We start from the raw sequence: 20,199 nt of genomic DNA, 5'->3' as shown, positions 1-20,199 counted from the left end.
GCCAGATTTCGGTGTCGGAGGCAGGATGAAATCCCCTGCTCTGGACGTGACACCTCCAGCTAGCGACTGAACGGGTGAAGTCGGCGTAGACGGTTGGCTGCATAGCCAAAAGCGACACCGATCGTTGCACCGAGAGCCTTCACGGCAGCATCGTCGAGCCTGGCATGACGGCTGGCGGACAAATATTGCAGCAGTTCCATTGCCGCTGCCCCTGCTATCACGAGGATCGCGCAGGTCAGGAATTGGCGAGGATAAGCCATGACGAAAAGCCCGGCCATCAGCGTGAAGGCAAGGGCCCGATCATAATTGACCGGCATCACGTCATGCGGTCTCATCCCGATCGGTGAAACGGTCACGAACACAATAGCGCCAAGCCACAGCCACGCTGCTGTCTTTATCAGTCGATCCATCGGCGCACGATAACCGACAGGACCTCTGGCCTCCAGTCAGTCGAATTGCTGAAACCATTTTTGGGCGAGAATGACCGATATTTCACCGCTCCGTCTGATTTTCTCTTTTTATTCAATACCTTGGCTGCGCTGTCGCCGCGGTAAGCCGAAGGAGGTACGTGTCACGAAAAAGTGTTCTGGCTATATTAGACCGACCTTAATCGGTTGATTGTTGGAATCGTCTGGGTCCCCTTGTTTGCGTTCTGTTTCCACCTGCGTCATGACCGGCACACGGCCCCCAAAGAGGTGAGCATGAACGAAAACGACGAACCGCTGTGGGAGCTTGATGAAGAGCTCTCGACATTGACGATCAGCTTTCCGACGGATCCACCGGTCGCACTCGTTCTCGACGCGGCAGCTGTTTCGGAACTCATCGAGGGTGCCGGCCAGGTCAGGGCGAAGATGGCGACGCCCCATTCCGAGGATTGGCAGGCAGGTCAAATGGTCGACGCCGTCCTCGATCCACGGTGGTATTCGGAGCCCGACGCCTTGCTGGAAGAATCGCTCCTCCACATTCGCGATCCCCGCTATGGCTGGTTGCACTATGCCCTTCCCCGCGAGTCTGCCAAGGCCCTGGGAAAGCTTCTTCTCCGCCAGGCAAAAGGCGGCCTTGAGGACGACGGACGACAGCGGTCGAACTGAACTTTTTCACGCGCAAAGGTGAGGCATGCTACCGCTTTTGCCTGACGTGCAATCAACGCCTGGTCGTGCTTTTATACTCTGGCAAGAGGGATATTTGTTTCGGGTATCATTTCAGTACCTGCTAAATTGTTTGGCGACGGACTATGGCCTGCCTCCGGCGGGCCACTTATTTTTTCTGAAGCGTTCCTGCTGTGATTTTTGCTCGACATGCCCCTTGACCTTCCAATGGCTGAAAGGTCTATAAAACCTGTCTGGGCAAACCTCGACCTCACCCCTGTCGCCCCCTTTCGCGCGCTCCATGAGCGAAGCCTTCTTTTTTTTCTGGCTGCGGGAATAAATCGGCGCGGGCATCCGTATACTCAATCATGGAACGGAAAGAACGCTCATTCGATGTCATTGGCCAGCTCGCAGCGCTTCGCCGCTACGCGCGCTCGCTCGTGCGCAATTCGGATGACGCCGAAGATCTTGTTCATGACGCACTGGTGCGGGCCTATGAAAAAAAGCAGAGCTTCCGTCGCGGCGGCAATCTCCGCACCTGGCTGCTTTCGATCATGCATAACGCCCATATCGACCGGGTGCGCCAGAACCGCTCGCTTGCCCGCAGGCACGACGAGGCAGCGGTTGAAGCGGACCAGTCGATAGAAGCCGGCCAGGAACACGCCGTGCGCCTGCAGCAAGTGCGAGACGCCTTCTTCAAGCTTCAGGAGGAACAGCGCGAGGCCCTTCACCTGGTGGCCATCGAGGACCTGTCCTACCAGGAAGCGGCCGCTGCCCTCGGAATTCCGATCGGCACGTTGATGTCGCGTATTTCGCGCGCCCGTGCCCAGCTGCGGGAATTCGAGGAAAAGACACCCCGTGCGCCCCATTTGAGACTGATCGGAGGGAACGGCAATGAAGGCAATTGATCCTATCATCGACGCTGATCTCGACGCCTATGTCGACGGACAACTCGATGTGGCAAGACGCATCCAGGTCGAGACGTTCCTCTCCGAAAACCCCGCCATCGCGGCAAAGGTCATGGCAGATCTCAGCATGCGCGGGGAATTGCGCCTGGCACTTGCCAGCGGAAGCGCCTTTGGCCGTCCGGAGACGCGCGACGCAGCGAGACGCCTGGAGCGTGGACTTGCCTATGGCCGGATCCTGCACTCGGTGCAGCGGATCGCAGCCGTTGGTATCCTGGTGGCGGCCGGGTGGATCGCCCACACCTCCTTCGGTGCCTTCACCGCAACCGAGGTCGCCGCCTCGGTTCCCGCGCCCGCCTATGTCGAGGATGCGGTGCGCGCCTATCAGACCGCCCTGCTTCGCCAGTCCGTCCCGTCACAGACGGTGGCAAGCTACAGGCCGGAGGACATTCGCGCCGCAACGGCGATCGTCATGCCGCAACTGCCTGATGATTGGGCGATCGCCGACGTGCAGATATTCCCGTCCGAGTTCGGGCCGAGCGTCGAGATGGCCATCAAGACTGCCCAAGGCAAACCGCTCTCGCTGTTTGCCGTTCGGCCCGGTGGATTTGCCGTACAGCCTGTCCACCATGTCGCACTTCATCGCGCGGAAGCCGCCTACTGGCAGATCGGCGACGTCGCCTATGCGCTCGTTGCCGGCGACCGTGACATCAATCTGGATGCGGCAGCCGACAAGCTCGCCCGCACCCTCTACTAGCTAGTTCAACCGAGGAGATCAGTATGAACCCGACCAATCCGCGTTTTGGCTACGGCTCGGCCGCTGGCTCGCAGGCGCTGTTCGATGAGGGACTGCGCCAGCATATGCTGCGCGTCTACAACTACATGGGCCTTGGCCTCGTCATCACAGGTATCGTCGCACTCGTCGTTGGTAGCACGCCGGCGCTCTACGTGCCGATCTTCCAGTCCCCGCTGAAGTGGGTCGTGATGCTTGCGCCGCTCGCATTTGTCTTCTTCTTCTCCTTCAAGATCCAGACGATGTCGGCGAGCGCCGCACAGATGACCTTCTGGGCGTTCTGTGCAGTCATGGGCCTGTCGCTCGCATCGGTCTTCCTGGTATTCACCGGCACCAGCATCGCACGGACATTCTTCATCGCTGCAACCATGTTTGGTGCGACGAGCCTCTATGGATACGCAACCAAGAAGGATCTGTCCCGCTTTGGCTCGTTCCTGATGATGGGCCTGATCGGCGTGATCATCGCGAGCATCGTGAACATCTTCCTCGGCTCGAGCGCCCTCCAGTTCGCGATCTCCGTCATCGGCATCCTCGTCTTCGTCGGCCTGACGGCTTACGACACGCAGAACATCAAGGAACAGTACTCCGAAAACTACGATCAGGAATCGAACCAGAAGCTTGCCGTCTTCGGCGCGCTCTCGCTCTACCTGAACTTCGTCAACATCTTCCAGCTCCTCCTCAATTTCACGGGCGAGCGGGAATAAAGGGACAAGCGCTTCTGGGGGCAATGGAAGCGCTTCTGCGCCCGGTTCGCACTTCTGTGACAGGATGCGCGGACCGGGTGCTCACCTGGAAAAACGGCCGGGCTTCAAACCTGGCCGTTTTTTTGTCTTTTGATCAGATGATGCCCCAGGCGCGATAGCGCCCTCGCCCGGTGATTTCGCGGATCCCGATGTCGTTCAGAAGATTGAGGGCCCCGCGGCTGGTCACCCGCAACTCGCGCGCCACCATTGCCGACGACACCATTGGTCGTGACAGGACAAAATCGGCAAGCTGCGGCAGGCTGCTGTTCGAACGGCGGTCCCTGAAGCGGACTTCCATCTGTGTGCGCGCCAGAACCAGACGATCCATTTCCTTCAGGCCGGCGGTAGCGCTCTCCACCATCGCTTCCAGAAATGCCTGCAGCCTGGTCAGCCGATCACGCGACCTTCGTCTTTCGTGCCGTATCATCTTCAGGCCGGCATAGAAGGCAAAGAGATGCGAGGTAACCTTGCCGCGGGAGCGCAGGTAGCTCGAGACAAGCAGGCCGCCAAGCCAGTGCTGGCGACGCAGCGGCTCGATCCGCTCCCAGGCCTCGAAAATCACGGCTGCACCCAATGTGACGGGCAGCGCGTCGGCAATGGCAACAGTCTTGCGCCAGGCGCGCAGCCGCGCCGCTTCATCCCATTCCTCGTCGTCGAACAGGCCGAGCGGATCATCAATTCGCTTTTCGCGGGCCTCATCACGCGGTTCGGCTGGCGCCGGTGCAGCGGTGTTCCTATGGCTGTCCAGCAGCCTTTGTGAGCGCTCCAGGATGGCATCGATCTCTGCCAGCTCGGCGGAAAGCGCGTCCTCCTCGTCGTCCGCCTCCGCCTCGCCTGAGACCGGCTCGTCGAACTTTGACGTTTCACCCCCACCCTCCCCTTCCACGCCACCGGCAAGGACGGCGAGACCGGCTGGACTCAAGGCCCAGTCAGGTGCGGCGAACCAGACTCGCCTTCGCAAACGCAGAACCGCGTGCGCGATCGTCAGCTCATGGCTCGGCGTGCGTGAATCCATATGGGCGTCGTGCAGCACCAGGTCCTCGACGTGAACGAGCTCCCCCGCCACCCAGAGAGCCCCAACGGCATCGAAAAAGTGCCGGCGTTCACCAAAACCGTCGGAAACGGATTCACGCGCGGCGCGCTCGTCCAGCCTCGCCAGACTGTCCTCGGCCTGAACGACGGCCGGCAACAGGCTGATCAGCAGCGGACTGTCGATTTCATAGCGCATTGTTAGCTTTTTCTATTTCCTCACAACGGAACTCAAATCACGCTTAACTTCACTCATGGATGACATGATTTGGCGGCGCTTGAACAGAGCCTTTCAGGGGGAAAAGGCAACGGCAGTGGATAAACCACTGATCTGGTCGGTTGAAGCTACTTCGCGCTCTTGAACGCGTCGTAGAGTTCATCGAGCCGGCCAGAGAGGTAGTCGCCGAAATCAGCCGCATCGCCGGTCTTCAGCGCAATCGTGAAGGAATCTCCGGTCTTGCGGATGCGCCCCCTGATCTTGCTGTCCTGAGGTGTCCATTCGAACTCCGTCGCATCCTGCTTTTCCAACTTCCTTGCGAGCTCTGCGACCACCAGATCAAAGCGACGATCCGTGCCCTCGCTGGTGAACTGCTCCGACGCAAGCAACGTCCGCAGCCTCGAGGCTGTCGCACTTGTCCAGCCTTGCGCCAGCGCAAGCCATTTGCGGCGTCCGGCGGCGGGAGCAGCGCCGATGGCGACGATGACGTCCATCGGAATGGTCTTGGCGACCGAGATGAGCTTCGACAGTTCCGTCTTGTCGGTCGACAAGGCCTTCATGATGACGGGTCGCTCGAACCCCTTGCTCTCGAGATTGAATGCAAAGACGGCGCGCTCGACATAGGAGAGGTTGCGCCGCGCGGAGTTCTCGATCCCTTGTGCGATGACGACATCGACATCGTCGAGCTTTCGGATGATGGCCTGGACCTTTCGCCCGAGCAGTCGGACGGCCTGAAGTCGACGGTGGCCATAGACCACCTGGTAGCGCTGGTCGTCGTCAGGATGCACCCGAACCAGGATGGGCACCTCCTGGCCATTTTCCCCGATCGAACGGACCAGCTCGTCGTCGAGGTCCCGGGGCATGTCGGCCAGTCGGTCCCGGACAAAGGACATGTCGATGGCATCGGGTTCGAGCTCCACAACGCGCTCGCCGGATAGCAGGGCCTCCTGCATTGCCCGGCATTCCTCCTCCATCCGTCCGAGCGTCAATGCCATCGAACGGACCGGGCCAGCCGGCCCACGGGTGGAAGCGTCGTCATCCAGGTTGGCCGCGGCCAACTCCTGCGCCGTATCGTCGAACAGTCCCTTCAGTCGATCGCGTCTGCTCATGAGCGGCCCCACGCCTTGTGAATTCCTGCCAGCACTTCGCCATTCGCCGCGTTGACGGATTCCAGTGCCCGGTCATAGGTCGAGCGTCGTACCTGGCCGCGCTCGATCTCATAGAGGGACTGCTTGGTCAGCCCGGCATCGGCAATTGCCGTTGACTTCAGGATGGTCGCCGTCAGCACGTCTTCCCCGAAGAGATTGCGCAGCAGTGCGACGATCTGAGACTGCGGTGCGTCGAATGGCTCGTGGCGGGTGACGACGTATTTGATGAAGTCGTGCTGCAGGTCGCCGCCAGCCTTTCTAACCACCGACAGCAGGTCTGACGTCATCAGCAGGAATTGCGACATGGAGGCGACGTCGACCATCTGTGGATGCACCGTGATCAGCAGCGAGGTCGCGGCACAGACGGCGCCAAGTGTCAGGTAGCCGAGCTGCGGAGGGCAATCGATGACAACGATGTCGTAGTCAGCCTCGACCTCCGATATGGCGACGCCCACGCGCCGAAAGAAAAGCTCTCCGGATCGCTGGCGGTCGCCAAGGGCACGCGGCGTCTCATGCTCGAACTCCATGAGCTCGAGATTGCCGGGGACGAGATCCAGGCCGTCGAAATAGGTTTTCCGCACAATGTCCTTCAGTGAACGGCGGCTGCTGTCATAGCGAATGGCTCCGTAGAGCGTATCGCCATCGGCAAGGTCGAATTCCGGCTGCACGCCAAGCATGGACGACAGCGACGCCTGCGGGTCGAGGTCGATCGCCAGGACCCGGTAGCCATTCAACGCCAGATACTGGGCAAGGTAGAGCGTCGTAGTCGTCTTGGCCGAGCCACCCTTGAAGTTCGTCACAGCCAGCGTCTGCAGTTTTTCGCCGGGGCGCCTCTGCGGCAGATAGGACAGGGCATCCTTCGGCTTGATGCGCGCCATGTGATTTCGCAGCTCATTGATTTGCGCCAGTGTGTAGGATCGGCGGCCATTGATGGCGATATCCGGCTGCGGCCCCTTGCCGTCGAGTGAAAGCTGCCGGAGATAGCCATCGGAAACACCGATCATCTGTGCCGCCTCACCCGAGGTGAATGTGCGCAGGGTCTTCTGCGACAGGGGCGGAAAGAGCTTCTCACGCAGAAGCTTCAGTTGACGCGAGAGCTGACTGGCGTGCCGCTCGATGCGCACGTCGGTTGTCGATACGCTAATGTTGTCCAAAACACCCGATCCCTATCAATGCGCTTTTTTATCAACATCGCGCTAGAAAGCGTATCGAAGATGCCATGATTCGCGAATCGCAACAATACGATCAGGCCTCAGCATGCGAGTTGGCCGCGGCCAACTTTTCTCCTCCTCCCTTGCCGTTGCCCTGGCAATCGGCCAGAAGGACCTGGTTCAGCAAAGGAAGGCGCCGTGCGACATATCGAGATCATCGGCATAGGAACGGGTAACCCCGAGCATGTGACGGTACAGGCGATCAACGCCATGAACCGTGCCCATACGATCTTCATCCCCACCAAGGGAGCCGCAAAGGACGGGCTTGCCGCGGTCCGTCGCGAGATCTGCAGCCGCTACCTCACCAATGGCACCACCGCCATCGTGGAATTTGCCGTGCCCCAACGGCTCACCACAGGGCAGGCCTATCTGGAGAGCGTTGACGACTGGCACGGAGCCCTCGCCGAGGTCTACACCAAACTGATCGCGGCGTTGCCACAAACCGCTGTCGGCGCATTTCTAGTCTGGGGCGATCCAAGTCTCTACGACAGCACGATCCGCATTCTCGAGCGCGCCTACTCGCTCCAGACGGTCGAATTCGATGTCTCCGTCATTCCGGGGATCACCAGCATGCAGGCGCTCGCGGCCAGCCATCGCATCCCCCTCAACCTTGTCGGCAAGCCAGTCGAAATCACCACCGGCCGCCGCCTCGCCCAGTTCGGAAACCAGGCGGACACCACGGTTGTCATGCTCGACGGCGAGCTTGCCTTCTCGAAGATCGACGATCCGGAGGCCGAAATCTTCTGGGGCGCCTACCTCGGAACCCCCGACGAAATCACCCATGCCGGGCGACTGGCGGATGTCGCAGACGACATTGTCAGGTCCAGGGCAGAAGCGCGTGCACGCCACGGCTGGATCATGGACATCTATCTGTTGCGCAAGGGGCAGGACTTCGACGATCTTTGACCAGATCCCGGTTTTGCTCCACGGTCCGATCATGTAAGGACGTGGCCGAGGCAATATGATGATGACGACGCACCGACAGCTGGAGGAAGAAAGCCCCGGGAATGCGCACCCGCATGGGATCCGGCGCGGCGCCTGCCCCACGCTTTTCGAGCCGATGCAAACCGGCGATGGTCTGCTCGCTCGTTTGAGGCCAGTTGCAGGAACCCTTTCGTTGAGGCAGTTCTCGCTCCTGGCCGAAGCGGCTGAACGCCTTGGAAACGGTCTTCTGGAAATCACCTCACGCGGCAGCCTGCAGGTGCGCGGCCTTCGCGGGGAAACCGCCACCCAATTTGCAAACGAGGCCGAAGCTGCGGGCCTTCTGATCCCCGGTGGTCCGGCGATCGAGCTGTCGCCACTTCATGGGCTCGCGCCAAAAGAAATCGGAAATCCCGCTCCGGTCGAGACGATGCTGAGGGCAAGGCTTTCTGCGCAGCTCGCCTCACCCCTAATCGCCCCGAAACTCTCTGTTCTGCTCGACGGCGGCGGTGGCGACGGGATCTCACCCCTGTTCGCCGATATCAGGATTATGGCAGTCTCGCCGGACAACTGGCAACTTGCCATCGACGGCAATGGCAAGACCGCGATCCCGCTTCTGACAGGCGATGCCGAGGCCTGCGTGCGTGCTGTCGCCGATCTTCTTGACCTGCTGATCTCTCTTGGTCGCCACAGGCGATGTCGCGACATTCCACGGCTGACGCTTCAGTCGATGTTCCCGTTGATGCCTGCCCAGCATCTTGTCGACCGGGATAGATCCGACATATCCCTGACAGGCTGCTTTCCGCTTGCCGACGGGTCGCTCGCTGTCGGTCTCAGGCCACGCTTTGGACAGATCCGGGCCGATCAGCTGCTTGCCTTCTTTAGCCGTGCGGAGGCGATCGGTGCCGGCGAGGTCAGGCTCGCCCCCGGTCGGGTCCTGCTCCTCACCGGCCTTCGGGCTGACGCAGCCCTGGCGATTGCCGGCTCCGCTGCAGATCACGGTCTTTCTGCCGACAGCCATGACCCCTCCTCCCACATTGCTGCTTGCGCGGGTGCCGGCGCCTGCGCCTGCGGCCATTACAGTACAAGGACGCTCGCCGAAGCGATCGTTGCGACGTCGGCCGATCTCCTCGATGGCTCCATGGTCGTCCATTTCTCCGGCTGCGCCAAAGGATGCGCCCTTCGTTCGCGCGCCCTCACCCTTGTCGGCTCCGAAGACGGCTATCGCCTGATGCTTGATGGCACCCCGCTCGACGCCCCGGACGCACAGATCGCTAGCGGCGGCGCCGAATCCGCTATAGAGAACATCGCTCGCTTCATCAAAAACGAGAGACGTGCTGGCGAATCGGCTAGGTCCTGCCTTTCAAGGGCAGGAAAGGCTGCCGTCATCCGGGCGTTGCGACAGGAATAGACATGCCAGACTACGACTACATTAAGAGTGGCGACACCATCTACGAGCGATCATTCGCAATCATTCGCAGTGAAGCCGACCTGTCGCGGTTCTCGACAGAGGAGGCCGATGTTGCCGTTCGCATGATTCACGCATGCGGCCTTGTCCAGGCTGCCGACAGCTTCCTGTTCTCGCCTGGCGTGGTAAAGGCTGCACGCATGGCCCTTCAGGACGGGGCGCCGATCTTTTGCGACGCCGAAATGGTTGCCCATGGCATCACCCGCACCCGCCTGCCCGCCCACAACGATGTGATCTGCACATTGCATGATCCACGAACGCCAGGCCTTGCGAACCAGACCGGTAACACGCGTTCAGCCGCCGCACTCCACCTCTGGCTGGACCGCCTCGCAGGCAGCGTTGTGGCGATCGGCAATGCTCCAACGGCCCTGTTCCACCTCCTCGAATTGCTGCGAGACGGCGCGCCTAAGCCGGCTGCGATCATCGGCATGCCCGTTGGTTTTGTCGGTGCCGCGGAATCGAAGGATGCACTTGCCGATAACGCCTACGGCGTGCCCTTTGCAATCGTACGTGGTCGCCTCGGCGGCAGCGCCATGACTGCCGCTGCCATCAACGCTCTGGCGAGGCCTGGCCTATGACCGGTACTGGCCGTCTCATCGGTGTCGGAACCGGACCGGGAGATCCCGAACTTCTGACCGTCAAGGCCATCAAGGCGATCGATGCCGCCAAGGTCGTTGCCTATTTTGCCAAGCGGGGCAGGGGCGGCAACGGCAAGGCCATCGTCGAGCACCTGCTTGGCGACAAGATCCTGCTGCCTCTCTATTATCCGGTCACGACCGAGATCGAGACCTCGCACGAGTCCTACCGCAACCAGATCACGTCCTTCTATGACGAGTCGGCCGCCGCGGTCGCCGATCATCTCGACGTCGGTCGGACCGTTGCCGTCCTTAGCGAGGGCGACCCGCTGTTTTACGGCTCCTACATGCATCTCCACGTCCGCCTCGCGAGCCGCTACCCGACAGAGGTCATACCCGGCATCAGCGCCATGTCCGGATGCTGGTCGCTTGCCGGCCTGCCGATCGTGCAGGGGGACGACGTGCTATCCGTACTGCCTGGTACAATGGAGGAGGGGGAGCTGCGGCGCAGGCTTTCTGACACCCAGGCGGCGGTGATCATGAAGGTCGGACGGAACCTTCCGAAGATCCGCCGTGCGTTGGAGGCGTCCGGGCGCCTTCCGGACGCGGTCTACGTTGAACGCGGGACGATGGCCAATGCGGCAATGACGAAACTGGCAGACCGGCCCGACGGCGAAGCGCCGTATTTTTCGCTGGTGCTGGTGCCGGGTTGGGAAACACGGCGATGACGGGCAAGCTTTTCGTAATCGGCACGGGCCCGGGCAACCCCGAGCAGATGACACCGGAATCGCGCGCTGCCGTTTCGGAGGCAACGGATTTCTATGGCTATGGTCCCTATCTCGATCGACTTGAACTGAGGCCGGACCAGCGTCGGCGCGCATCGGACAATCGTCAGGAACTTGACCGCGCCACCGAGGCCCTGAAGGCCGCTGCCGACGGCGCCAACGTCTGCGTCGTGTCAGGCGGCGATCCCGGCGTGTTTGCAATGGCTGCCGCCGTCTGTGAGGCTGTCGACAATGGGCCGGCCAGCTGGCGCGACATCGATCTTGTCATCCTGCCGGGCATCACAGCTATGCTAGCGGTCGCCGCGCGCGTCGGCGCGCCGCTTGGCCACGACTTTTGCGCGATCTCCCTGTCTGATAATCTAAAGCCTTGGAATATAATAGAAAATAGGCTTGAAACGGTGGCGCGGGCAGGCTTCGTCATCGCTCTCTACAATCCGATTAGCAAAGCCCGTCCCTGGCAGCTCGGCCGGGCGCTCGAGCTCCTCCGCCCCATCCTGCCGCCGACGACACCGGTGATTTTCGGAAGGGCAGCTGGCAGGCCCGATGAAAGCATCACCGTTCAACCGCTTCAGGACGCTAACGCCGACATCGCCGACATGGCGACCTGCGTGATCATCGGCTCGCAGGAGACCCGTGTCATCGCCCGCAACGGCAGACCGGATCTCGTCTACACACCCCGCTTCCTGGAAGGAGCAAAGAGGTGATCGACCGCCGAGAGCATCAGTTCCACCGTGGCAAGCGCCTGCATGTCAGCGCTCTCAGCCCGCCTGACCATGATGACCTCGATGCCGAGCGCACGGGCGGCGACGATCTTGGCGTATGTCGCCGATCCCCCGCTGTTCTTGGTGACAACCGCATCAATACGGTTGGCCTTCAGAAGCGCTACCTCGTCCTCCACCACGTAGGGGCCGCGATCGAGGATCAGCTCGACAGCAGGCAGGGCGAGCGGCGGATCAACGGGATCGACACTTCTCACGAGATAGAAATGATGGGGCTTTGCTTCCGCCAACTGCGCCTCCTGGCGACCAATAGCCAGAAAGGCACGGCGAGGGGAGGGGCCAAGCGCATCGATCGCGTCTGCGATAGACGCAACATGTGTCCACCGGTCGTCGAGTTCCTCGCTCCATTCCGGCCGACGCAAAGCGAGAGCGGGTATGCCGGCCGCCTTGGACGCCTCACCGGCGTTCTTCGATATCCGCGTGGCGAAGGGGTGCGTTGCGTCGATCAAAAGATCAAACTTACCTGTGGCGAGAAAGCTGGCCAATCCTTCCGCGCCACCAAAGCCACCCATGCGGACAGGTACGGCCTGGCTCACCGGTTTCTCGGTACGGCCAGCCAAGGACAGCAAAATCTCGTATGCTCCGGTCGCGGCAAGCGCCTGCGCCAGGATCCGCGCATCCCCCGTGCCACCCAGTATCAGGATACGGGCCTTTTCCATGTCTGACGTGTCTTTTGCTCCGGCTGAACGCTGGCTGACTATTATCGGTATCGGCGAGGATGGTCCAGCCGGGCTCGGTGACGAAGCAAAGACGCTGATATCAGCTGCGACCATCGTCTTCGGCGGCACACGGCATCTTGAACTGGCTTCGCCAATCATCAACGGCACTAAGCTGGCCTGGGAAAGTCCATTCCAACGGTCAATCGAGGCGGTCATCGCGCGCCGTGGAATGCCAGTTGTCGTCCTCGGCTCCGGAGATCCGTTTCTTTACGGGATAGGGGCAACCCTGTCCCGATCGATCGGCGCCGGCGAGATCCGAACCATTCCCGCACCGTCCTCATTCAGCCTCGCTGCCGCCCGCCTCGGATGGCCGCTGCAGGGGGCCACATGCCTTTCCCTGCATGGACGCCCTTTGGAGCTGCTTTTGCCGCATCTCCATCACGACAGACGGATCATCGCATTGACCTCTGATGGCGAGACGCCGCTCCGCCTGGCCAAGATGCTGCGCGATCTTGGTTTCGGCCTGTCGCGGCTTCATCTTCTCGAGGCGATTGGTGGACAGCATGAACGGCAGCGGAGCGTGATTGCCGACGATTTCGATCTTTCTGACGTCAACCCGTTGAACGTCTGTGCCATCGAGGTGGTGGCAGGGGAGGGGGCCCGGCAGCTTGCCTTCACGCCTGGTCTCGACGACAGCCTTTTCGAGCATGATGGCCAGATCACCAAAAAGGAGGTACGGGCCCTCACGCTGTCAGCACTTGCCCCACGGCATGGCGAATTGCTTTGGGACGTTGGCGCAGGGTCCGGTTCGATCGGCATCGAGTGGATGCTCGCCAACCCGTCGCTGCGGGCAATCGCTATCGAGCAGTCTGCCGAACGGGCGGCAAGGGTTGCGCGCAATGCGCTTGCCTTCGGCGTTCCGGGACTGTCGATCGTCGAAGGCGCAGCACCTGTGGCGCTTGGGGGCCTGCCGGAACCCGATGCGATTTTCGTCGGCGGCGGAGGGAGTGGGGCCGGTGTCATGGAGACCGCGATCGGCGCTCTGAAACCCGGCGGCCGGCTTGTCGCCAACGCGGTCACCCTGGAGATGGAGGCACTGCTTCTTTCACTCCACAGGCAACATGGCGGTTGCCTGACGCGGATCGATATCGCGCGCGTAGCGCCGATCGGCGAAATGAACGGCTGGCGGCCCGCCATGCCCGTCACGCAGTGGCGCTGGACAAAGTAGTAAGGAAAAAGAGATGACGGTTCATTTTATTGGCGCTGGACCGGGCGCCGCCGACCTGATCACGGTCCGTGGTCGCGATCTCATCGCATCCTGCGCGGTCTGTCTCTATGCCGGTTCGATCGTCTCGCCCGAGCTGCTGCAATATTGCCCGCCGGACGCCCGCATCATCGATACCGCCCCTATGTCGCTGGATGAAATAGAAGCGGAGTACGTTGCCGCCTCGGCGGCCGGCCACGATGTGGCTCGGCTGCACTCGGGAGATCTATCCGTATGGAGTGCTGTTGCCGAGCAGATCCGTCGGCTGCAGAGACACGAGATCGACTATACAATGACGCCGGGCGTTCCTTCCTTTGCAGCCGCGGCCGCCACACTTGGTCGAGAACTGACGATCCCGGCATTGGCGCAAAGCCTCGTGCTGACGCGCGTCTCCGGACGCGCATCGCCAATGCCGGCCGGAGAAACCCTTGAGAAGTTCGGGGCGACCGGGGCCACGCTCGCAATCCATCTCGCCATTCACGCGCTTGATCGCGTTGTGAAAGAGCTGACCCCGATTTATGGCGCCGCCTGTCCCGTCGCCATTGTCGCCAAGGCATCCTGGCCCGACGAAATGGTCATCCGCGGCACGCTCGGCGACATCGAGGCAAAGTTTGCTGAAACCCCGGTCGAACGCACGGCGATCATTTTCGTCGGTCCGTCGTTCGACATCACCGACTTCCGCGAAAGCGCGCTCTATGACGTCTCGTATCAAAGGCGCTTTCGCGGTCGGGAGTAGGGGAGGGGGCTCTCGTCAAACGCTCGACGAGAGGAAGTCCATGCTGGCGCGAAGCGAGCTCGACGGGTCCTCGAGCCCGTGAACTTCTGCCGCGAAGGGCTCGAACGAAAATCGTCCCTGGTAGCCGGCTGCAAGCAGGGCCTTGATCTGTCCCAGATTGTCCAGCCGGTCTTCCCCGTCCACCAGGACACGGTGCGGATCGCGCATGTCTGACCGCGAAACAGAGGGGTCAATGACGCCGGAAATGTGCACCAGGCCTGTCAGCTCTGCAAACAGCCTGTCCTCGCCGGCGAGATGATGGTGGAACGTGTCATGGACCAGCCGGAACGTCGATCGCGCCTCGAGCGCATCGATCACAGCAGCCGCCTCCGCCTTTGACCGGAGTGAGCAAATCTCGAAACCCAGCGGCTCGACCAGCCCGATGATCTCAGCCGCATCAAGCAATGGTTTCAATTCGATCAGCGACCGGCGCAGATTCTCCTGGCGCTCGCCGTCGGCCCGCCCGGTTCCGTCGTTCTTCGGGACGAGCACCAGTGCCCTGGCGCCGCAGTCCCTGGCATAACCGATCAGGTCCTTCGCCTCGTCCTTGCGCTCGAGGCTCCAGTCGTTGAACCGTTGCAGCGCGTTGATCGACAGGATCGTCAGCCGATGCTCCCGCGCAGCCTTCGCAACGGCGTCTGGCGACGTGCCGTCAAGAATGGCGTTGCCGGCAAGGTCATTGCGGATCTCGACGGCATCGACATCGAGCGACGTTGCGAGCCCAAAGAAATCCTGGACAGAAAGTTGTGGCGCCACCATGTGATTGAGCGCGAAATGAAGTTGCGCCATGTCAGTCTCCTCCCAAATGTGCCGGTCGAACACCGCACCTGGCGGCCCGACCGGTTGACCTTCTAACGGGATTCGTGCGCTGATCCATCTCCCTACCAGGACTTTGGCATTTCATTCCTGCGAGAAAACAATACTTCGATGCAAGAAAAGCCTCACGACGAGCGATGGACTGCCGGACCTTGATGTCGCTGGAAGCGGTGACCTATGGTCAATAATGAAGTCGACCGACTTGCTGTATATCCGGAAACAACTTCGTTCTTTGTAGAACGTTCGACCGCAACTGAAAGCATAGGTGCCTTTAAAACGCGATCTTTAGGCGTAGCTTCATGTCTTCGCGGACGATCTCGTAACATTTTTCAGAAATTTTATTCCTGTTGATTAGCTAGCCGTTCGGCGTAGACTGCTATTGCGGGAGTATAGTGAAATGCAATTTCAGAATTACCTCTTGCTAGGTAGAAATTTATTTGTTGGAATTTTTGCCGTTAACCTTTGGAAATATTTTTGTATTGCGTATTAGTAAATGAGTATGTAGTTTCTTAATAAAGTAGAAATGCGGCATTCACAGTTCCGTGATAGCGCTGGAGGCAAGTTTCTACTTTTAGACTGACTATTGGGGATCATCAAAGCGTTCATGTAACTGCCGTTCAAGTATTTCAATACTTGCTGCGAACCATGTCGCGCATCTAGGGGTATGAGGCTAGTATGAATTACGTACACCCGGAATTTGAGAATGGGAGAATAGCATTGAGTGGCCTTCGGCCCACAACGGCAATGTCAGCCGGTGCGCAGGACGACAAGTGCCTGCTGATCATCGACGCAAGGACACTCGAGCGTGAATGCCTTGCGACGACATTGATGGCGAATGGACTGGGCATGGCCGCTGTCGCCGTTGGCTCGATCGCGGATTGGCGGAGGAAGAAGGACCATTGCCGGCCCGTTGGCGCTGTACTTCTCAATATCGCCGGGCGCAAGGCAAATGACGCCGCACTGTCCGAAGAAATCGCAAACATTACCGAAGAAGTGGCACCGGCTCCGGTGGTCATTCTGGCCGATGGTGACGACCTTAGCCAGACCTTGAAAATGCTCGAGTACGGCGCACGCGGCTTCATTCCGACTTCAGTCGGCATCGAGGTATGTGTCGAGGCCATCGCCCTGGCGATCGCAGGTGGCACCTTCATTCTCGCCGGTCACGCGTTTTCTGCGCCGGTCGCCACAGCGAGTGTCGAGAAGATGCCGGAACCACAGCGGCCGAAGGAGCTCACGCGCATCTTTACGCTGAGACAAGCCGAGGTCGTGCAGGCGCTTCGCAAGGGCAAGGCGAACAAGATCATCGCCTATGAACTCAATCTGCGCGAGAGCACGGTGAAGGTCCACATCCGGAACATCATGAAGAAGCTCAAGGCAACCAACCGGACGGAAGTCGCCTACAAGCTCAACGACATGTTCCAGAACGACGGTCGTTGGAGCACCGCAGCCGAATAGCTCTTTTTCTGCTCGTTTTTGTCTACATCAACAGTAAGACCTCTACAGATGGCGCGCAGTCGAGACTGCCGCCGTCTGCAGCATCGCCACCATCGCTCCCTCCGGAACCATCAGGGCGCGTTACCAACCTCACTGTGGCTCTGCTGCTCGTTTGCAGTCATGACAGGGACTGGCCGGTCGTGCCGACGACCCAATATCTGCCTGAAACCCTTGGCCGAAAACGGCTGGACGAGTTGCCCCAGAAATCCTTCGGCAACGCGACCACTGATGCCGATGTCCACAGGCGGTCTGCGTGGCGGATTAAAGTATGTCCCGAAGATCTGATCCCAAAGGACAAGGTTCTCACCGTAGTTCGTATTTCCTTCGGCAAGCACCTTCGAATGGTGCCAGCGGTGCAAGCGCGGCGTGCTGAAGACCCAGTCTAGCGGTCCAGTGGTCACATCCATGTTGCAGTGGGTCAGAAGGCCAATGAACGCCGTCACCGCGCCGATCCAGAGAAAGACCGGTAAGGGAGCGCCCATCAGGTAAAGCGGAAGTTGGCTAAGCGCGATTTTGAAGAGCGAGTCGACGATATGAAAGCGGCCCGTATTGACGACCCACAGGCGTTCGACACTGTGATGGAGCGCATGGAAGCGCCACAGGGAAAGAATTTCGTGCGCGGCGCGATGGGCGACGTAGAGGCCGAATTCCGCGATCGTCAATCCGAGCACAACCTGCAGGGCGAGGGGCCATTGATGCGGCCATATGGCCAGGGGAGAGCTCAGCGACGGTTGCAGCACCGTCGCAACCGCCATTGGCGCCGATGCGCCGATCGCCGCTGCGATCTGTACGCCGCCTTTGCTGAGCAAGGTGTGGGCAATGTCGTTGAGGGCTTCGCCATCGCGCTTCAGCCATTGCCGTTCATAGGGCATGAGCCGCTCGAAGCCGGCGATGAGGGCGACGATCGTGAGATAGACCACGTTGAACCACAACAACGGAGCGCCTGTCGAAAAGGCCCATCCGGCCCCGACCAGTCCCCCGACAAAAAGCCATGGCCAAAGAGCCCATGACGTCGCGATGTATAGCTGCGACTTGCCCTCAGTCATCTCAAGTCACCCTGACTCTCAAAATCTGAAGCGCATGTTACATCGCAAATTTCGCCATCCGCCAAGGGCCAAAGGGAACTTTGTGTCAGATGGTCACACGCAGGATATGGTGTATCCGGGCCCAAGCCTTGAAACGCTGGGCCAAGTGGTCCGATGCCGTGAAGCGCGATTTTGCAACGTCAGATATCGTAATTGTAACCCAGCCTGCTTCCTGATAGGCGTCGCCGTCAGTCACACCCTGTACCCTCGCAAGTCGATGCAATCAAGATCCTCCGACCCATCCACAAGCCCGCTCCTCGGCATTGCACTTGCCTGCGCCGGCTATTCGCTTTTTGCCATACAGGATGCCATCGTGAAGTGGCTGGTCGCAGACTACGCCGTTCCGCAGATCCTGTTGATGCGCAGCATCATGATCGTTGCGATTTCCGGCATCCTGGTGCGCCGGCTGCGGCATCCCTCGATACTGAAGAGTCCGCACCGGAAATCGCTGCTGCTGCGCGCAGGGCTGATGCTTGCCGCCTGGATGGCCTATTATTCGGCGGCGCGCCATCTCGGCCTTGCCGAGATTACAACGATGTATTTCTCGGCCCCCATCATGGTGGTGTTTCTGTCCATCCTGGTGCTTAAGGAAAACGTCGGACCGATGCGCTGGCTGGCATGCATGGGAGGCTTCGCGGGCGTTCTTCTTGCCGCCAATCCTGCTGAAGCGCCAAGCCTCGCGCCTGCGGCCATGGTGATCTTCGCGGGTTTCTGCTGGGCGTGGAGCACCGTGCTCGTCCGCCTGGTCAGCCGCACTGAAAGCACGCTCAATCAGATGTTGGCGACAAGCTTTCTGTTCGTTGTCGCCTGCGGGGCGATGCTGCCCTGGTTATGGAAAACGCCGGATCTTTTCGGGTGGGTGCTTATGATCGGGCTCGGCTTCGTCGCTGCTGCAGGGCAGTATCTCCTCTATGAGGGCTTCCGCCATGCGCCGGCCTCGACGCTTGCGCCGATGGAATACAGCGGCCTCGTCTGGGCGTTTCTCTATGGATATCTCATCTGGTCGGAGGTCCCGACCACAAATGTCGTGACAGGAGCCGTGCTGATCGTCGCCTCCAGCCTTACGCTTGTGTGGTGGGAGCGTCGGCAGATCCTGTCGACGCGCCGCCTGACGGCATAGCTGTCCCCATCACTGACCTGGTCAGTTGTAGGCCGGAGCGCTAGCCTCGTGCGCCATGCTGAGCTTTTGAGCGGCCAAGACCACCTCGAGCCGGTTTCGCGCATCAAGCTTCTGCATGAGGACCGTCATGTAATGCTTGACCGTCTTCTCGCTGATATCCAGACCGGTCGCGATTTCACGGTTGGTGTTGCCGCGCATCAGATAGCCGACAATTTGCTCCTCGCGGGCGCTCAGCCGGAGATGCACCTGCGTCTTGCGGCGCAGCGCCTCGGTCTTCATCGACATGATCACCTTGGTGGCAAATCCTGGTGTGATGAAGGTGTTGCCGGAGTAGACGGTTCGGATGGCCTCGTGCAGATCGGAGGCAGAGCTACCTTTCAACACGTAACCGGAAACCCCCAGACCCAGGACCTGAATTGCCGTCTCGATGCTCGAGCTGGCCGTGAATACGATGATCCGGGTGCGCTTGTAGCGCTGCAACATGATCTCGATTGCGGCAATCGCATCGCCCGGCATGCTCAGGTCGACCACGACCACATCAGGATCAAGTTCTTCGACCAGCTTTAGCGCATCGACGGCATTTTCGCCCTTGCCGACGATCGCCAAATCTTCCTTGTTCGAGTAAAGACTGACCAATCCCTCGAGTAGTATAGGATGATCATCGACGAACGCTACTGAAATCGCCATGCCAGTCCCTCCCGTTGCAAGTACTACCCTAGCCCATCGCAATGCAATTTTGAAGTTAATACTTAAGTAATAGTTAAGTTAGCGCACTACTGGATAGTGTCACTTCCTACAAATTATGTTTCAGAAGTAAATATGCGCTATCTCGAAGAACACCATTTCCATCCGTTAGAAATGGTTGAGACGACGTTTCGTAAAATCGAAGTTTTACGCCAATGGAGACAGCGGCAACGCGTATACCCAAAACCCGAAGAATGCCGTAGCCTGTCGAGACTATTCCTTAGAGCTCTCTAATAATAGCACTCGCCGCACCGTTGCAAAATCGCCAATCTCTGCCGGACCCTACCCCGATAGGAGTATATACAGACGCGATATGGAGACTGCACAGAGCAACCAGCTCTTGCGCTTGAAGCGTACCGGTCCCCGAAACGGAATTTGGGACGTCGAACCGGCGGGGTCCGGTCAACTCAGCCGTGTTGTGTTGTCACGCCAGCGCTTGCCCCTATTCCTCTCTGAATGCCTTCATCATTTGGTCTGTGAATGGTTTGAGGAGGTATGAGAGGGCGGTTCGCTCGGCGGTCTGGACGAAGACCTCGACGGGCATTCCGGGGATGAGCTTGTTGTCCTTGAGGAGGTTCTG

At 60.0% G+C, this 20,199-nt stretch carries 21 protein-coding genes and 1 pseudogene; 13 read left to right on the top strand and 9 right to left on the bottom strand.

What is annotated here, in order from left to right; all coding sequences use genetic code 11:
* Positions 1-59: 59 nt before the first annotated feature.
* Positions 60-410, bottom strand: a complete 351-nt coding sequence (locus FHX16_RS24150; RefSeq protein WP_183756540.1) for a VanZ family protein — start codon at positions 408-410, stop codon at positions 60-62.
* A 291-nt stretch (positions 411-701) separates the two neighbouring features.
* Between FHX16_RS24150 and FHX16_RS24145 the strand changes: the two genes are divergently transcribed.
* The 4 genes from FHX16_RS24145 to FHX16_RS24130 all read left to right on the top strand — a co-directional run bounded on the left by FHX16_RS24145 (position 702) and on the right by FHX16_RS24130 (position 3,490).
* Positions 702-1,091 carry a hypothetical protein gene (locus FHX16_RS24145; protein ID WP_183756541.1) on the top strand — a complete coding sequence of 130 codons (390 nt, stop codon included), beginning with the start codon at positions 702-704 and terminating at the stop codon, positions 1,089-1,091.
* A 365-nt stretch (positions 1,092-1,456) separates the two neighbouring features.
* Positions 1,457-1,996, top strand: coding sequence for a sigma-70 family RNA polymerase sigma factor (locus FHX16_RS24140; protein ID WP_183756542.1), 540 nt, complete (start codon positions 1,457-1,459; stop codon positions 1,994-1,996).
* Positions 1,983-2,750 carry an anti-sigma factor gene (locus FHX16_RS24135; RefSeq protein WP_183864826.1) on the top strand — a complete coding sequence of 256 codons (768 nt, stop codon included), beginning with the start codon at positions 1,983-1,985 and terminating at the stop codon, positions 2,748-2,750. Before FHX16_RS24140 ends, FHX16_RS24135 begins: the two co-directional genes overlap by 14 nt.
* A 23-nt stretch (positions 2,751-2,773) precedes the next feature.
* Complete coding sequence (locus FHX16_RS24130; protein WP_183756544.1) at positions 2,774-3,490, top strand: Bax inhibitor-1/YccA family protein; 717 nt, start codon at positions 2,774-2,776, stop codon at positions 3,488-3,490.
* A 133-nt stretch (positions 3,491-3,623) separates the two neighbouring features.
* Here the strand turns inward: FHX16_RS24130 and FHX16_RS24125 are convergent, their stop codons facing one another.
* The 3 genes from FHX16_RS24125 to repA form a co-directional block, all read right to left on the bottom strand.
* Positions 3,624-4,757 (bottom strand): RHE_PE00001 family protein, encoded by a 1,134-nt coding sequence (locus FHX16_RS24125; RefSeq protein ID WP_183864827.1) that lies wholly within the window; start codon positions 4,755-4,757, stop codon positions 3,624-3,626.
* 146 nt (positions 4,758-4,903) lie between these two features.
* Complete coding sequence (gene repB, locus FHX16_RS24120) at positions 4,904-5,884, bottom strand: plasmid partitioning protein RepB (RefSeq protein ID WP_259130760.1); 981 nt, start codon at positions 5,882-5,884, stop codon at positions 4,904-4,906.
* Positions 5,881-7,077: a plasmid partitioning protein RepA gene (repA, locus tag FHX16_RS24115; protein WP_183756547.1), complete on the bottom strand. Its 1,197-nt coding sequence runs from the start codon at positions 7,075-7,077 to the stop codon at positions 5,881-5,883. Before repA ends, repB begins: the two co-directional genes overlap by 4 nt.
* 195 nt (positions 7,078-7,272) lie before the next feature.
* On the opposite strand from repA, the gene cobF reads away from it, so the two are divergent.
* From cobF to FHX16_RS24090, 5 genes are read left to right on the top strand one after another with little or no spacing between them, the layout of a single operon-like run.
* On the top strand, positions 7,273-8,040 hold the full coding sequence (gene cobF, locus FHX16_RS24110; RefSeq protein ID WP_183864829.1) for a precorrin-6A synthase (deacetylating): 768 nt from the start codon (positions 7,273-7,275) through the stop codon (positions 8,038-8,040).
* A gap of 55 nt (positions 8,041-8,095) precedes the next feature.
* Positions 8,096-9,466, top strand: a complete 1,371-nt coding sequence (cobG, locus tag FHX16_RS24105) for a precorrin-3B synthase (RefSeq protein WP_183864830.1) — start codon at positions 8,096-8,098, stop codon at positions 9,464-9,466.
* 2 nt (positions 9,467-9,468) lie between these two features.
* Positions 9,469-10,101, top strand: coding sequence for a precorrin-8X methylmutase (locus FHX16_RS24100; protein ID WP_183756550.1), 633 nt, complete (start codon positions 9,469-9,471; stop codon positions 10,099-10,101).
* Positions 10,098-10,826 (top strand): precorrin-2 C(20)-methyltransferase, encoded by a 729-nt coding sequence (locus FHX16_RS24095; protein WP_259130755.1) that lies wholly within the window; start codon positions 10,098-10,100, stop codon positions 10,824-10,826. The genes FHX16_RS24100 and FHX16_RS24095 overlap by 4 nt, the downstream gene beginning before the upstream one ends.
* Complete coding sequence (locus FHX16_RS24090) at positions 10,823-11,587, top strand: precorrin-3B C(17)-methyltransferase (RefSeq protein WP_183756552.1); 765 nt, start codon at positions 10,823-10,825, stop codon at positions 11,585-11,587. Before FHX16_RS24095 ends, FHX16_RS24090 begins: the two co-directional genes overlap by 4 nt.
* Here FHX16_RS24090 and FHX16_RS24085 read toward each other — a convergent pair.
* Positions 11,551-12,321 carry a cobalt-precorrin-6A reductase gene (locus tag FHX16_RS24085; RefSeq protein ID WP_183756553.1) on the bottom strand — a complete coding sequence of 257 codons (771 nt, stop codon included), beginning with the start codon at positions 12,319-12,321 and terminating at the stop codon, positions 11,551-11,553. The two genes, FHX16_RS24090 and FHX16_RS24085, sit on opposite strands and share 37 nt — an antisense overlap.
* On the opposite strand from FHX16_RS24085, the gene cbiE reads away from it, so the two are divergent.
* Complete coding sequence (cbiE, locus tag FHX16_RS24080; RefSeq protein ID WP_259130752.1) at positions 12,320-13,549, top strand: precorrin-6y C5,15-methyltransferase (decarboxylating) subunit CbiE; 1,230 nt, start codon at positions 12,320-12,322, stop codon at positions 13,547-13,549. The two genes, FHX16_RS24085 and cbiE, sit on opposite strands and share 2 nt — an antisense overlap.
* A gap of 13 nt (positions 13,550-13,562) precedes the next feature.
* Positions 13,563-14,321: a precorrin-4 C(11)-methyltransferase gene (gene cobM, locus FHX16_RS24075; protein WP_259130750.1), complete on the top strand. Its 759-nt coding sequence runs from the start codon at positions 13,563-13,565 to the stop codon at positions 14,319-14,321.
* A 15-nt stretch (positions 14,322-14,336) separates the two neighbouring features.
* Here cobM and FHX16_RS24070 read toward each other — a convergent pair whose 3' ends face one another.
* Entirely contained in the window at positions 14,337-15,149 is an 813-nt protein-coding gene (locus tag FHX16_RS24070; RefSeq protein ID WP_183756556.1) for a TIM barrel protein, read from the bottom strand.
* Positions 15,150-15,851: 702 nt separating this feature from the next.
* Here FHX16_RS24070 and FHX16_RS24065 point away from each other — a divergent pair.
* Positions 15,852-16,631, top strand: coding sequence for a response regulator transcription factor (locus tag FHX16_RS24065; protein ID WP_183864834.1), 780 nt, complete (start codon positions 15,852-15,854; stop codon positions 16,629-16,631).
* A 110-nt stretch (positions 16,632-16,741) separates the two neighbouring features.
* Here the strand turns inward: FHX16_RS24065 and FHX16_RS24060 are convergent, their stop codons facing one another.
* Positions 16,742-17,716, bottom strand: coding sequence for a sterol desaturase family protein (locus FHX16_RS24060; RefSeq protein WP_183864835.1), 975 nt, complete (start codon positions 17,714-17,716; stop codon positions 16,742-16,744).
* A 256-nt stretch (positions 17,717-17,972) separates the two neighbouring features.
* On the opposite strand from FHX16_RS24060, the gene FHX16_RS24055 reads away from it, so the two are divergent.
* Complete coding sequence (locus FHX16_RS24055) at positions 17,973-18,875, top strand: DMT family transporter (protein WP_259130746.1); 903 nt, start codon at positions 17,973-17,975, stop codon at positions 18,873-18,875.
* 21 nt (positions 18,876-18,896) lie between these two features.
* On the opposite strand, the gene FHX16_RS24050 is transcribed toward FHX16_RS24055, so the two are convergent.
* Together FHX16_RS24050 and FHX16_RS24045 are read right to left on the bottom strand one after the other, a co-directional pair.
* Positions 18,897-19,562: a response regulator transcription factor gene (locus tag FHX16_RS24050; protein WP_183756560.1), complete on the bottom strand. Its 666-nt coding sequence runs from the start codon at positions 19,560-19,562 to the stop codon at positions 18,897-18,899.
* Between the two features lie 499 nt (positions 19,563-20,061).
* A pseudogene (locus tag FHX16_RS24045) lies at positions 20,062-20,199 on the bottom strand (HlyD family type I secretion periplasmic adaptor subunit); the annotation flags it as partial.

It is taken from the genome of Rhizobium sp. BK661 (assembly GCF_024808825.1).
Lineage (GTDB): Bacteria > Pseudomonadota > Alphaproteobacteria > Rhizobiales > Rhizobiaceae > Rhizobium.
The sequence above is the reverse complement of the archived record's forward strand: the minus strand, read 5'-3'. Positions and strand labels throughout refer to the sequence as shown.